At 37.1% G+C, this 15,578-nt stretch carries 9 protein-coding genes; all 9 read right to left on the bottom strand.

The features are described from left to right. Window positions 1-113: 113 nt before the first annotated feature. The 9 genes from DSZ37_RS09435 to DSZ37_RS09475 all read right to left on the bottom strand — a co-directional run bounded on the left by DSZ37_RS09435 (window position 114) and on the right by DSZ37_RS09475 (window position 15,575). Window positions 114-1,229: an AAA-like domain-containing protein gene (locus DSZ37_RS09435; protein ID WP_242978609.1), complete on the bottom strand. Its 1,116-nt coding sequence runs from the start codon at window positions 1,227-1,229 to the stop codon at window positions 114-116. A gap of 231 nt (window positions 1,230-1,460) precedes the next feature. Next, entirely contained in the window at window positions 1,461-2,204 is a 744-nt protein-coding gene (locus DSZ37_RS09440; protein ID WP_109726660.1) for an AAC(3) family N-acetyltransferase, read from the bottom strand. Between the two features lie 129 nt (window positions 2,205-2,333). Further along, window positions 2,334-3,434, bottom strand: a complete 1,101-nt coding sequence (locus DSZ37_RS09445; protein ID WP_109726661.1) for a hypothetical protein — start codon at window positions 3,432-3,434, stop codon at window positions 2,334-2,336. A gap of 164 nt (window positions 3,435-3,598) precedes the next feature. Then, the gene (locus tag DSZ37_RS09450; protein ID WP_109726662.1) at window positions 3,599-6,304 is read right to left on the bottom strand and encodes a pentapeptide repeat-containing protein; all 2,706 of its coding nucleotides are present in this window, start codon (window positions 6,302-6,304) and stop codon (window positions 3,599-3,601) included. 89 nt (window positions 6,305-6,393) lie between these two features. Beyond that, window positions 6,394-9,399, bottom strand: coding sequence for an AAA domain-containing protein (locus DSZ37_RS09455; protein WP_109726800.1), 3,006 nt, complete (start codon window positions 9,397-9,399; stop codon window positions 6,394-6,396). Between the two features lie 111 nt (window positions 9,400-9,510). Then, window positions 9,511-10,956: a hypothetical protein gene (locus tag DSZ37_RS17715; RefSeq protein WP_109726663.1), complete on the bottom strand. Its 1,446-nt coding sequence runs from the start codon at window positions 10,954-10,956 to the stop codon at window positions 9,511-9,513. Between the two features lie 104 nt (window positions 10,957-11,060). Beyond that, on the bottom strand, window positions 11,061-11,366 hold the full coding sequence (locus tag DSZ37_RS09465; RefSeq protein ID WP_109726664.1) for a hypothetical protein: 306 nt from the start codon (window positions 11,364-11,366) through the stop codon (window positions 11,061-11,063). Next, entirely contained in the window at window positions 11,353-11,904 is a 552-nt protein-coding gene (locus tag DSZ37_RS09470; protein ID WP_242978610.1) for a hypothetical protein, read from the bottom strand. The genes DSZ37_RS09465 and DSZ37_RS09470 overlap by 14 nt, the downstream gene beginning before the upstream one ends. After that, window positions 11,901-15,575: a helicase HerA domain-containing protein gene (locus DSZ37_RS09475; protein ID WP_109726666.1), complete on the bottom strand. Its 3,675-nt coding sequence runs from the start codon at window positions 15,573-15,575 to the stop codon at window positions 11,901-11,903. The genes DSZ37_RS09470 and DSZ37_RS09475 overlap by 4 nt, the downstream gene beginning before the upstream one ends. Window positions 15,576-15,578 lie beyond the last annotated feature (3 nt).

Below are 15,578 nucleotides of genomic sequence, written 5' to 3' on the forward strand. Positions count from 1 at the left end.
TCATTAAATATATTATATCATAATCAATAACAAAAAGCAATACAAATGAATATGATACTTATTCATCTAACGATTAAACTTGTTCTTCCCTTATAGTTATATCTTTTTGCGTCCTAATTGTATTGCTCCATTTTCACAAACTCAGGCTTATCAAATAATCCCGCCTTTGAGATAGGTGTTGACTTCATTTCCTCGGAGGTAAGCATATCATTATACAGCCTTGTCTCAAATATCCTGTTGGCTATTACTACTGCTCCATCCTCAACCTTTACAAAGCCGAACATCAAAAGCAGCTTTGTCGGTTCGTGATCAGGATTAAATGAGAATCTTTCGCCTTTAGTAAGTATCTGATAGAGACTTTTCTTCATCTCAGGATAATCTTCAAGACTGTTAATAAGAGATTCAAACAGAGGAGTATTCGCCGCAAGAATGCGGTTTACTGCCTTTATTACACCTGCCTCTGTCCAGTCGCCGATCTCTTCATCCAGGTATTTACAGATGTTTGATACCAGCACAGGATAGCCGGAAGTGTAATCATAGATAAGCTGAGCGATCAAAGCGACATCCATACCTGTATTATTATCCTTCTCATAATCCGAAAGCATTCCAATTATACCATCTGCGGTAAGGTCCATGTTAATATTGAAATCTACAGCAATATTCCAAGGACAATTATGCTGATGCTCGGAATCATCTCTTATTTTCAGTTTAAGGTTACGAATGTCCCTGACACCTGCAAGTATAACTGATTTGAATATAGTTATCTTGTTACGGCGAAGATAGTATCCACGCAGCATACTAAGGAAGTCAACGAATACTGTATTATTTGCAGCTGTATCGATCTCGTCTATAATAAGAACCACAGGCTTTTCAGTCTCAGCGCATATATCGCAGAAAACATCAAAAAGGTCCGCAAGTACAAAGCTCTTATTATCGTTTTTCAAACGCTTAATAGCATCAACCACATCTTTGCTCACAAGACTTCTGAATGCATTATTCCTGTACATCTCACGAGCAAAAGATGATACGAATCTCCCTTCAGTACTGAAATCAGTATTGCTGAGCAGTTGAAAATCCAGATTGATAACCAGATACTCCGGAGTCAGGAATGTCTCAAGTGCATTCAGGGTAGTCGTCTTGCCGTACTGACGTCCACGATTGATAACAAAATAGTTTCCCTTGTCTATCATATCTCTGATCTTCTCAAGACGATCATGTATATCGACCATATAATGCTGCTCAGGTATACAAGAGCCGGTTATATTAAAGCGTTTATTCATCGCTAGTCACTTTCTTCTCGCTATATATCATGCATTGTAAGTCAATATCAAGTTTGTTAATCTATTAAGAGTATACCACAATTCATTGAATAAATCAAGCATAACAAGTAAAATCGGGGACGTGCCCCGATTTTATTTGTTAATCCATAATATTGTAGCTACCAAGATTATTTAACAGCTCTATCCCCTTTTCATCCCCCATAATCCATAGGGATCATTTCTGAGTTCATTTTCATACAGCGACACAACTGACCATATATCAAAGAACATGGCCTTACAATCGCCAATGTACATTTCCTTGATAAATCCTTTTTCGTATGCCATTGCCTGTATTTTGTACCATGCTTTCACAGGAGGATGACCTGCTTCAATAAACCATTCATCGGGAGGATATATGCGATTTATCTCATCACTCGGTGCAAACTGTGCATTGATATCATCGGGAGTTATCGTTTCAACGTAGTGCATTGCCGTCAGTTTGTAGATATCAACTCCAAGCAGAAGCGCTTTTCCATCATTGTGAATAGCGTAGTCTAGTCCGCCTGTTAAAGCTTCTTTGCCATGTTTTCCCCAGCCGGAGGTACTGATCACATCTCGTCCGGTATATGTATCAGGCATTTTTCTGAACGTATCAGCTACGATACCCATTGCAGTACGTTCTGTATCGGGTTCAAGAATTTTGATTTTCACAGTTATCCCAAGCTTTTTATCATTTTCGGTCAGTTCAAGTTCTTTGCTGAGTCTCAGAGCAGGCATAAAAATGCTGCCATCTTCAGTGACAAGTTCTTTCAGAGTATTAATAACGGTCAATGCCCCGCCTTCTAGTTCCCCGAAACTACTAAGCGAGCTGTGAACTTCCAATGTCATTCCTTTTTTAATGCCTAATTCCGCCAAAGCGTTTTTTAACTGTTGTTTTGTTGCCATCTATTTCTCCCGAAATTATAATTCTTTCAGTTTGCCGCATGAAAAGTAGTAGATGTTTTCCTTTTTATACCCGTATTTTGAGTTCTTGACACTAAACAAGTAAAATCGGGAACGAGTCCCGATTTCATGTCATTCTTTATATAGTGCAAGCAATCTGTTTATTCTATGCTGTATGAATCCATTAAGTGCAGTCAGTCTCTCATCTGAGACAGGATAGTTCTTATGATTTACAAAACAGAACTCTCGGACATCCCCAATCTTGTTGTACATATCCTTGCTCATAAGCTGAGGAATGTGATCATCAAAGCTATAATATGCAAACGGAACATGATCACTGCCATACTCAATAAATGCGTCAACACTTTCTTCTTTGCAATGACTGCATAATCCCATACCATTGTCAAATACAGGTGCAAGGCTAATTATCTCGAATGTATCTGAGTCTACAAGAAATTGAATGTTGTTCAAGTGGCGATCGTAATTACATGTCAAAGCATCAAGAACGAGCATTTCTCGCAGCTTATCACCAACATTAAGTCTATCAGCGCAGGCAAGATATTCGGGCAATTCCGAACAATTCTTGAAGTAGTAAACTGAAGGAATCATACTTACGTCTTTAGATGTTATAAGCTTACAAGTACTTACGATACGATCATGATAGCAGTCAAGGTCATATTCAATATGGTCTATACCAAGTGCATTTTCCAACTGAGAAACAAAGTATTCGGAGTATGGTTCAAATCCTGCACCATTAAATCCTTTTGTTCCACCCTTCAACAGGTATACACCATCATTACGTCTCACCCAGCACTTAGGGAGCATACCGTCAGTACCATACTCAGGTGAAGTTGTCTTCAAGCTAAGGTCAGAAATACCTCCGATAAAAGCAGTTTGTGAAACTATCTCACTGAATTCGTTGTCATATAAGTTAACATCTGCCCACTTGCTGTCGGAATGCTCTTCTTTTACCCACAGTGTATCTGTGAGCGTTAATCCGAGCGATACATCAATAAAGCTTTTGAGATCAGTCATACCGAGATTACGGAGCAAACGAGCTATCTCAGCTCTATGTTTTGCACTGCGACGTGTCTCAAGCCAACTTTTCAGCTTAATATCGCTGTAAATTTCCGGAAGGCTTCCAGATACAAGCTGTGGAACAGCTGTACCAAGTTCGTTTTTAATGTAGTCAAATTCAGCTATTATTCGGTTTTTGTTCATTATGTAGTACATTGTTCCGCCTCCCTTCAAAGCATAATAATATTATAGCACATATCCTCACAAAAAACAAGCAGAAGTTATATTCGGAGTTATTACCCCGGTTTTATTCATCTATATTTCTCTGGCTGTAATTATATGATTACACTGTGCTTTATATATATTTCTTGGTAATACAATCAATTCTGTCCACAACATATGCATTTCATCTTATCAGGATCAGGCACAAATCCTTCTGGAAATTTTGTTTTAGAATTATAATAAGTTACTTTAAAAATAGCATTTTCTAAATTTGCTCTGGTCAGATCAGCTCCTGTCAAATAAGCTCCTGTAAAATCAACTCCTTTAAGATTAGCATTTTTAAGGTTAGTATTAGTTAAATATGAAAAGCTTAAGTCGGCGTTTTCGAAATTTGCATTGCTACAATCTGAATCATTAAGGCAACTTCGAGAAAAATCTGAGTTTCTCAAACTTGCCCCATGTAAATATGCATTTTCAAAATGGCACCAAGAAAGATTTGAGTTCTCAATCTGTATGAATTCCATGTGTGTATTCTGAAAGTAACATCCAGCTAGATTCTTATAATTCCATACAGGAACTATTATTTCTGCCGGTCCGTTATTGAGTTTCACATCATTTCTTGCTTTTACCCATTCCGTTTCATTCTTTTTTATATAATCTGCTATCCCATCAGGACAATCAATCAAAAAATCTGTGCCGCTGAAAATAATTGCTTCAGTTTGCGGATATAAAATACTATTTAAATACAAGTCAGATAGGTTCAAGTTATAATCCAAATAAGGCATAAGATATTTAAAAAGCAATGTAAACGACTTATTTCTATAACCCAACTCATTTAAGAGCCACGTTAAATTCATTATTACAATTTTATTTCTATCGATTATTAGTGATGCACGAAGTTCACTTGGAATAATAGATTCCTCTAAAGCGATGCAATCAGCATACTTTTCTTCGGCATCTATTGATGATTTTAATATCAATTCTTGTTTCATTCCAGATTCAAATTTAGTAAAGAAAGCTTCTTTATCAAAATCACCTAAAATAGAAGGATTTGAACTAGTCATCATTGCACAGATATTCTTTATAATATCATATGGCACTTTCCTAAGACTCAAAGCCGAATAAATACTGTTCCATACTTTTTCATCATCTGTTTCAGCGTTTATATCTTTAAAAAAATCCTCAAAAATCTTTACAGCAATATAGTATTCGGCAACAGTCTTATGAACAAATACTATTCCACCATCATCATTGCCAGATGAAAAATGAAAAATAGCTGGCAACATTTCAAACACATCAGGATTAATACATTCTTTATATTCACCCATAAAAGACCGGGCTTTATCTATTAAGGCTTTTTCTGCAGTATCAGTATGATTTGGCGTCAGAAAAATTTGAAAAGCAATTTCTTTTAAATACTGCCAAAGTATCTTTTCATTTTGTTCATCTGTTTTACACAGTTTACTTGACAAATCAGAAGTAATATATTCTCTTTTTGCAACTTTATGAAATGCATTATAGTATATTTCAGCGATACTATCCATTTCAAATATTTCTATATTTTCATGACAGCAAATATAAAGGATTATGGGCGAATAAAAAGCATCCTGTAATTTATCGTCTAATGTATCGAATTTATCTTTAAAATCATCAACCCATTTTTCGACCGTTTTATCTCCATTTCGACTATATAAATAATTCTCACACCACTGGAATAGCAAATCTTCATTCCAATCAACATACCTGATTATTATACCTCCTTTTTCCTCCTCAATTCTCTCAAAATAACCTCTTGCTTCTCTTGAAGTAATCAATACTTTAACCCATACAGTGGAAGGTATAGAATTAGCAAGTTTTTGTAAAAAAACATTTCCCTTAAAGTCATCGTTCTTTAGAACACATACTTCATCAAATCCGTCAAGTATAAGAACCTTGTTATTATAACAGATATCATTCTCACAGCCGTAAATTCTCTTAATTGATCCCCACGGATCCTCATGATCTAACAATTCAGCTTTCTTATTCAGAATAATTGCATGAGCGGCATCATTAAAAAAATTATCACTTATCAGCTTAGCAACAAGACTGCTTTTTCCTATACCTGCCTTTCCGTATAATAAAAGAATTTTAGCGTCAGCATCTGTATATTCCCTTGTTGGATCTGGCTTTTTTCTCCATTCATTAAGTTGCGTATACAAATCAATATCTGTATCTTTTCCTTTTATGATTGGAGATACATATACATCATTAAGATATATTTTTCTTTCTCCTTTATCAAGGAATAGTTCAGTTGCGGTATACTTTTTTACGAATATTTCATTATCATCACTAATTTTGTCTTGTTCCTTATGTTTATCCTCTTCTAAAGCAGTTATCCTTTCCTCGTGATCAGCAGTGGTTTTTAATGCAGTCTTTCCATAAGATTCAGGAGTTTCAAGCATATCGATATTATTTAGAATAGTATCAATAATTTTTTGAATGTAGTCTTTTACTTCAGGTGAATCATATTCCACAAGCGAACATTCATTGTACTTATCATAAATAAGCTTTTCAAATTCTTTTCTCTTTACCGAGGCATATTTGGATATTATTGTATTATTATTTGAAAAAACATTTTTTAAAGCATATGCTATTTTATTCTGTATATCTTCATCGATATTATCTGGTTTAGCTATTGCAATTATTTGAGGAATAATTTTATCTGTTTTATATTTATTCCACTCAGAAACCGAATTAAATAAGTTCGTCGCTTGTCCGACTAACGGAACAAACGCTAACGCCTCAACCATCACTCCTTTAAAATTATTCTTTTCTTTTTCTGATAACACAGAATATTCTTGTTTTATCTTATTACATAGACTCATAATATCCTCCTACTATTTCTATACAGGCAAGCATTTTTAAATAACAATTAATAATTATTTAATGATATATGGCACCTAATGAATATACATTATCTTCTCTTTCCAAAGTAGTCGATAAGTACACCTTTAATGAAGTTATATCGACGGGCATATGAATTTTCAACACGGATAAGCTCAAAGCCATGATCGTGGCATATCTTGTTCTTCTTGCGGTCACGTTCTCGAACTATCTCACTCTCAATATGCTCCTTGCCGTCAAGCTCGATAGCAAGCACTGGCATTTTTCGGTTGCTGTAATCACGTTGGTAAATGACAAAATCAAATCTACCTGTGTAGAACAGATCGGAGCAGGGCACATTATCTGAAAACACCTGTGATATAGCGACTTCGCGTTCAACACTGCATCTGCCTTCGTTCAGAAGGATATTATCAAGTGCGTGATTAAGATTCTGAAGGAATGCCTCCTCAGTTTCCGTACTGTAAGGCTTTATTCCGAGAGCACGAGAAGATACATCTTTCGGAGTTACCTCAGTTCTGCCATTGCTTCCAACATAATTGACAAGCTCATATATATCGTCAGGCGAGTCAGGATCGTGCAGTCGTTCAAGTTCCTTTTTACTTGAAAGAACTATGAGCTGCTCCTTTGCTCTTGAAACCGCCACATTTACAAGCTCACGGTTATTTTTCAGCCAGTCATAAGTTTTAGGACCTGTTTTATCTGTAAGAGCAAGCGAAAACAGGATTATGTCCTTTTCATCTCCCTGAAAAGCATGAACAGTTCCGCAGGGTATATTGTCAAGACGAGCTTCATGAAGTGCCTTTTGTATGCAGTTGCGCTGATTGGCAAATGGAGTGATTATGCCTATAGACTTATCCTTGTTCATCTTCACGAACTGAACTATCTTATCTGCTTCTGCGGGAGCAGTATTCTTATAATCCGTTGTATTACATTGAATATCGCTGAATATAAGCGGAGTTTCTGATTTGTCTCCGGTTTTTATTTTCAATCTGCCGTTATAATACTTCTTGTTATTGAACTCGATGATCTTTTTATCGCAGCGATAATGATACCTGAGCAGTATCTCATCGCTGACAGAGTCACAGGCAAGAAAGGTCTTATACACCGAATTGGCAATATAGTCATACTCAGGAGCAACATTATACTTCTTACGCAAACTTTCATTTACGCTCTGATCCAAAAGAACTACAGGATTCAGCTGCTGCGGATCACCTACAAGCATGAGATTTTCTCCACGAAGTATAGGCACCAGTGACATAGCAGTATTACATTGGCTTGCTTCGTCCATTATGACCATATCAAAATACTGCGCCGGCTTACCGAGCTTATGAGCCGAAATACAGGTAGTTGCGATGACAGGAAATACTCTTTGCAGCTTTCGGAGATTATCCTCATCGCTTACCCAATGATTGAATTCGTTAATCCGTTCCTCTTTGTCAGTCATATCAAGTATCTTCATAAAGTCAGCGTATTTCGGCTCTTCAAGCCGCTTGATAAACATAGCTGAAGTATAGAAAAGGTACTTACGGAAAGCCTCCTGATCGTCTGTAAGAAGAGCCAGTGCTTCTTCATCGGTAACAGTACCGATCTCCTTCATACGCTGCTCCACCTGATACAGCTGTCTCTGCTCAAGATCAGTCTGGAAATTCATATTGTCATTGAGCTTATAAAGGTCAGAAATTGCGTCTTTGCGTTCTTTAAGCTCAAGACGCTCCTCATGCTTTTTCAGAAGTTCAGTGAGTTTTTGTGTCTGTTCAGTCTTATCGGTCTTATTCTTATTCAGCGTTTTTTCGTAGATATTCAAGCTTTTTGTATAATCGTAAAGTCCTTTGATACGCTCAATAGCTTCGTCAACTTTAGCGTTGCTGCCAAGTCTGAGAATAGGAAATGGAATAATACGCTCACGATACTTCAGACTTCGGATAACATCAAATACTCCGTCGATCGGATGATTGTTATATGAAGAGAAAAGAACTGTTTTCTCATTGAAAAAAGCTGAGATTATTGTATTGACTATGGTATTGCTTTTACCTGTTCCGGGAGGGCCCTGAACATAGGTCACAGGATATTTCAATGCGTTATGTATAGCAAGGAGCTGATCCAGATTTATCTTGTTATTCAGCAGCGTTATCGGATAATCCTTGCGTCGGCGTGAAGGTGCCGTAAGGTCGCCGAAAAAAGCCTTTATTGGCGTTGTAACTCTGTCCTCTTCATACATATCAAGTATTTCACGGTATTCTATCGAAAGATCAACAAGATGCTCGCTTTCAATACAGATGAGATACGGCATATCATCGACACCGTTTATCTGGCTATTTGAAGCGGTTATTCTGTCCTTTATCACCTCTGAATACTCCTCAAAATCTTCAAGCAGGTAGTAGTCATCTGCATCAAGAAATTGACGGATACTTTCCTTTTCACCAGCAATAGTGAACTCCTTGCAGATAGTAATATCCTCGCTTGGACGGAGAGTTCGGCTTTTTACATCAAGCTCCAGTCTGCGATAAGCAAGAACATAAAGACCTCTTTTTGTGTTTACACTGAGCAGATTCAAACAAAGCTGAGTTACTTTACGCCGCTGATATTCACTCTCAAAACGCTTACGGAAGCTCTTGACGATAGCCTTGAACTGTTCTTCGTCAAGGATATATCCGGCAGGTGTAAGCTTATCACCGTCAATACGCCCAATAAGGTCATACTCAGACTTGTATGGTATCGAATCCAGCTTATTGCAGTCGGCAAGATAATTCAGTATTTTCAGATTGGCAGTATTTGTAAAGATAAAGGCATATTTGTTCGGGTTCATCTTTATATCTTCAATTAACCTTTCATTTATTGGTTGAAATGTGCCGTCAAGGAGCTTTGATGACTCAATCTTATCAATATAGATAGTCAGCTCCATATTCTGAAAATTGCCAAGGTGAAGTCCTTCAACACGCATTCTTTTATAACGAACATCAATGTCATATATGCCTATCCAGTACTTTGTAAGGCTGCCATGTTTGTTGCGGTATTCGATGCTGAGCCATTTGCCTTCGTGTATTGCTTTGAAGATATCTCTGCCTATGCTGTTCATGGAGTCACCTGCTTCCGCTTTTTTCTTTATTATACCATACATATATCGTTGATTCAAGATTTTTTACAATATGAGCCTCCATAAGGAGGCTCGAAGAAATATAATCGCAACTTATCCCTTTTTAAATGTATGATAATATACAATTATATCAGTATCATACTTAAAAAAGGTATTTTTCTTGAAAGATTTACTTCCATTGACAAGTACTTTTTCAACTGCTCCATTTTTGGTCAATAGTCCGATAACAAGATCTTTTATTGGGACAAGTTTAATCTCTGTGAAACCTAAAGATGACAATCTGGAACAAACCTCGTTATAGTTCAATCTTCTTAGTGATGATGAATTATATGGAATAGAAATTTCTCTCTTTTTATGAATTGTAATAATAACAGTTGCATCATACGGAAATAAAATCTCTGCTGCATAATTCGCTTGACCATTAAGTTCAACTTTATCAATCTCATTTTCAATATAATTAGAACCAACGTAAATATCTTTCAATTCAACCTGCTTAATATGTTTGAATCCACAGTTGTGCAAAATTGCATAAACATCTTCAGCACTTTTTGTCTTTAAAATATCACTACTATAACCGATTGGAATCCTCTTCTTTTTAAAGATAAAAGCCTTGATTCTCTTTTTACGCACTTCGCTTTTAGACAACATAGGAGTTGCTGTAAATAATGATTCGCTATATTCTCTATCGCTTTGATTATAATCAGAAGGAATTACAATATTTGTTCCTTTCTCTGCATAACTGCTATAATTCGAAACAGTTACTGTATCAGCGACTTCGTCATCAGTATCATCTTCAATGTCATCTTCATTATTATCACCAATGTCATCTTCATCATCGTCATCATTAACTATATTAAATTCTTTAAAACTATAATCACGATAAAGATCAGCCTCACACTCAGTACATGTCCAATCACAAGAGTATTCTCTATATCCAGATTGCTTTAATAAACTACTACCACAATTTGGACATATATTCTTATCCTCAACTATTGAAAAAGCATCACTGCTCAAAGCACGATGCAATTCAGTATTACACTCAGAGCAAGTCCAATCATCATCGTAATCGCTGTATCCACTTTGCTTTTTTAAGAACGCACCACAGTTTGGGCACTTATCCTTTTCATCGATCACATCAAACTCATCGTCACTGTAATCACGGTAAAGATCTGCCCCACACTCTGTACATGTATACTCATTAGAATATTTACTATAATCATATTGTTTCTTTAAATTTGCACCACAGTTAGGACATGTATGTTCATCTTCGAGTATATCTTCATCTGTAATTCCATTTATGTGTCCACATTCTGTACAGGTCCATGTACCATCACTATCAGAAAAACCACTTTGGCGATTCAAAAGTGCATTACAATTATCACAAAACCAAGCCACTCCTTCAAAACTATCACCATCGGCTATATCATCATCCATAAGGAACTGTCCACATTCTGTACAAGTCCATGTACCATTTGATGGATCAAAACCAATTTGATCATCTAAATCAGCATTACAATTTGGACAATAGTATTCCCCCATTCAACACTCCTTCTTTCAACTCATATCGTAATAACCTTTGCACCCCAATAATATACTCTCAGGTTCATCATCTGGTGCGTATATACATCATCTCCGCTTTCTAATTAACAATGCTCTTGTAGTTTGTTGAAAGATAAAAGCTTTTCATATAAAGCAGTAGCTATATCTTCTGAATTATAGTTTATTATATCATTATAACAGTATTCCAAAAAGCTTTTTCCTTTCTTATTTACAGCCATTTCATTCAGTGAACATTCTTCATCAATGCCTATTTCTATTTGTTCTATACCATCATTTGATAACATATCATTACTTAATAAAAAATCAAAGACTATCCTAAATTTTTCAAGCACATCTTTAATATTCATTCCTGCATCTATATGCCACTTAGGCTTATCAAAAATTAACATTCAATTCTCTCCTTTCAATACGAGTATGAATATTATCTGGCATTTCAGCAAGCTTACCATTACTATCCTTAATATAGTTACCTCCATTTTCTCTAATTCTATCTTCTTTAGACATTTGCGCTCTTTTATCAACATTCATCGAAGTAACTTCAACTGAATCAACTACTTTACCATCCTTAATAACAACAAAATCTATTCTTCTATAGCTATCTGTTTCTGGATCCTTAACTACATTTCCATCACGGTCACGCAAAGTAGCTTCCGGAACAATATTGTATCCACTTTCAGACGAATATTGCTCTTTTAATTCTTCAGCAACCTGTTTCTCTCTTTCTAACCCATCTTTCTTGTTTTGTATTGGAAGATTATCTTTGTTTTCATTTGTTTCAACTCTCTTATCAGGATCAAATCCAGCAGTGGGCTTATCCGTTACATTATTCTCATTAATATCAATTCGTTTATCCGGATCAAAGCCTTTCGTGCTATTATCGTTCTTAGACGCTTCGGTGATTTCACGAGATAATGATTCTATGCTCATCTTAATCCTCCTTCCAGAGTCCATTTCTGAATGTCATTTTCTTTTCCAAGCTTATTAAAGATATAATCGGTTATAACAGCTTGAATTATATCTCGCCTTACCTGAGCCGAAATATCATGCGCTGTTCCATCAAACAACGCATTCTCAGCACTTCTTGTCCATTCTTCAGCAACTGTTGATTCGGAATAAGCCTGCTCCACTGCTGTTCTTACATTGGGGAACAACTCACTCATTATAGGAGCCAGCTTAGTCATACGAGGTTCTGTTGGCGGATTCTCCAGAAGTTTACATATAAGCACCTGTGCGGACGCAGATATATCAAGCTTATCCAGTTCAGGACGAATATCATTCAGCAAAGCTTCATGGTCAAGTTTTGTACCATTACTAAGGAGCTCAGCAATACGAAGTCTCTCTGAAGTTAACTTCGTTTCCTGTTTGATATCAGTTTTTGTATAGCAAAACTTATCATTTTTATGTTCAAACCGTTCTACTTTACAAAGCACAGGCTGTACCCATTCATTCTGATATATTGCTGCTACTCCGCAAGGAAGCTTTGCAAGCTCATTGATCTGATCATCGTTGAGGTTAGCAGCTTTGCCTACAAGCTCTCTGTCACCTTGATCAGGTAAGCGCAATATGATCTTCGTATTGGTGTTTCTGATAGCAGCCATATCCAAAAGACCGGGCGCCTGATCTGCTATAATAAATCCTTCACCATAAGTACGCATTTCCGCAATTGCATTGGAGATCATCTCAACGCTCTTACCAAGTAAATTACCGCCTTCTACAGGCTGTTCTGTTGATGTTCTCTTTAACAGATTATGAGCTTCTTCCAATACCGTAATATGATTCAATGGAGAATTCATGCATCCGCTTGTCATACGATACTCCTGTAACTTAAGCACAAGCATTCCCATAATAAGAGATTTGGTTTCAGCTGAGCCTACACGGCTCAGATCTACTATAACATTTTCATCAAAAAGCTGCTTTTCTGACAATTCGTCACCCGTAAAAATCATTCCATTTATTCCGTTTGTAAGGGAATTAAGTCTTGTAAGCAGTGAGCCTTTATATGCGCCTTTATTCTCCGTATCATATTCGCTGCTGTCAATTATCTGCTTAACATTTCTTGCAACATCCGCAAACGCCGGATACAGCTTATCTCCATATTTGTTTACGGATTCAGTAAGATCCCAGCCACAGTCCTCATAAGACTTCTCAATAGCACTTTTCAGAACAGCAGGCATTGCTGCATACATAGGCCAGCATACATTGAATATCTCTACAAGCCTGTCGAGATGCTCAAGTACATGAATATCCTTAGGGAAGCTGAAGGGATCAATTCTGAGCATTGGTGTAAGATTAGGATTTGTTCCATATACACTTACATCTTCATCAGAGCCGAATATGTTCTTATACTCGCCCTTAGCAGGTTCGATTACAAGGAACTTCACTTCTTTAGTCTTTGCCTCACTAAGTATCTTGTATACCGTATTACTCTTACCAGAACCTGTTGATCCGGTAATAAAAGTGTGAGAAGCAAGAGAATTCGCGGATAATTCAACTTTTGTTTTCTCCGGGTGATTCATATGGAAAATGGTTCCGATATTGAAGCATTTTGAATTATCGGTTTTATCAGCATACGATGTGATATTACGTCCGAATTCCGCACACTCAATAACAGGAAGTCCTGTTACTGATTTCTTTGGGAAATTAAGTGAATACGCCAATTCTTTGCCGGAAAGGCTTGTTGTTGCAGTAACAACTGACGGATACACATTGAACTCGGGATCTTCCTCAACTACATTTGGAGCTAAACCGAAAACAGGATGACGCAGTTCTCTCAGGTAACCGCATATCTCCTTAGCATCATCACTATCCGCAGTATCTCCGCGCCAAAGGTTGATAGAAGCAGTTGACATATAGGACTTCTCGCCCTGTGTAAGCGCAAGGTATGTATGAGCTACATTATTAGCGATATTAATATCCTCACTCAGAACATAGGCAGCAAAATCCCACATTCCGAGAGCCGTACTTTCTTCAAAGCGTTTCATCTGCTCTTCAAGCTTTTCAAGTGCGTGCTTTATGTTATAATTGGTAAAATTCTGAGTGATACCTTCATTTTTACCGACAGTAGCAGTAACATTCGAAGCTCTTGCAAAATTAACGCCAAAATTAGTACCAAGGTTAACGCTTTTGAATGTACCTGCTGTTTTGCCTATCGTGTTAGTTACTGCCTTCCCGATTGTTTTAGTTACTGCCTGTGATGTACTTTTTGCAACTGTATTCTGTATTGACTTGCCAATTGCCTTTGTTACAACCTTTCCGTCAGTATGTGATACATTATGGCTTGTGCCTTCCTGAATTGACTTTACGATTCCTTTAGCAATTGTTTCTGCTGAACTTTCTCCAGTTGTATCAGAAGTGTTTTGCCCCCATGAATGATTTGCATTAGTTGACGCACCAGTTCCTGAAGTTCCTACACGTATTTCTGCACCTACACTATCTGTAGTTTGCTTTCCAGCTGAATGACTTGAATTAGTACCTTTCGTATTTGAAGTTGTTTCATTAGTTCCGTCACTTACAGAGCTATTAGTTCCATCGCCAACTGTGTCATTAGTTACATCAGCATTTGAATCAGTTTCGGAGCTTCCTTCACCCTTAGACTTTGATTCTCCTTCTTGTGTCATGTTGGAATCATTTTCGGAAGAGGTTTGCCCCTGACTCTGGTTAACGCTCTGGTTTTGTCCATTCTGAACACCTGCACTGGCACCGACATTAACGCCAAACGTTGCCATAGAGCTCTGTGCTCCTGATTCAGTGTATGTGAAATTAGTCTGCCAGCCTGCATAGGGAGCAAGTCCCGAATACAGTTCTGCAAGACGTATCTTTCGTTCTTCAACGTCCTGTATAGGCGTAGCAAGCAGAATTATGGTATAATTCTGAATAGCCTTTTCCGGAACTATACCATCAAGAAGCTTCTCAATAGTCTGGCTTATAAACTTCTCTGACTTTTCAGTTGGAATATTGGAGCAGGCTGCAACAGAATAACGATAATTATTATCAAGAAAATCAGGTATACCGATCCCCTTTTCCTTTCCCCATTCAGAACCGGGGAAGTTACCTTTGACTGCATCTTTTAATCTTTGATAATAATAATCAACAGCCTTGTTGCTGTCTGCATTACCATTATTGGTTACAGCAAGAAAAACCTGTGTATTATCGCAGGTGCGATGAAAGATGAGGGCGATATTGCAGTCCTCATTAGATAATACACCATAAACATTTATGAGCTTTTCAAGGCTGTTTTCCTCTTTGTCAGTAACCCACTTCGTTATATTGAAATAGCGGATATTATAATTCGGATTGAATACTTCTTCAACAAACTCGATATTGTCTGCCGTTTCTTTTGCAGTTATTTCTTTTTTGACAGGCACATAAAGCTCTGAAAGCTGCGGAAGATATGCGTTGAAAATCTCCACCGCACTTGCAGCAATTAGTTTTTCAGTCAGATCTACTGCTCCTGCAGGATCAGCCTCTCTCAGAAGAGCATAATATCGTTCCTTGCTGTTTTCGATCTGGTCAAGCTGTTCGGGACTTAAAGCTGAAAGCTTTGCTATCCTGTCACTCGCCTTTTGTGCTTTTTTAGTAAGCCAATTTTTCACACCCATATC

Origin of the sequence: Ruminococcus flavefaciens, from assembly GCF_900116855.1 — a bacterium.
In the GTDB taxonomy this organism is placed as follows: Bacteria; Bacillota; Clostridia; order Oscillospirales; family Ruminococcaceae; genus Ruminococcus; species Ruminococcus flavefaciens_R.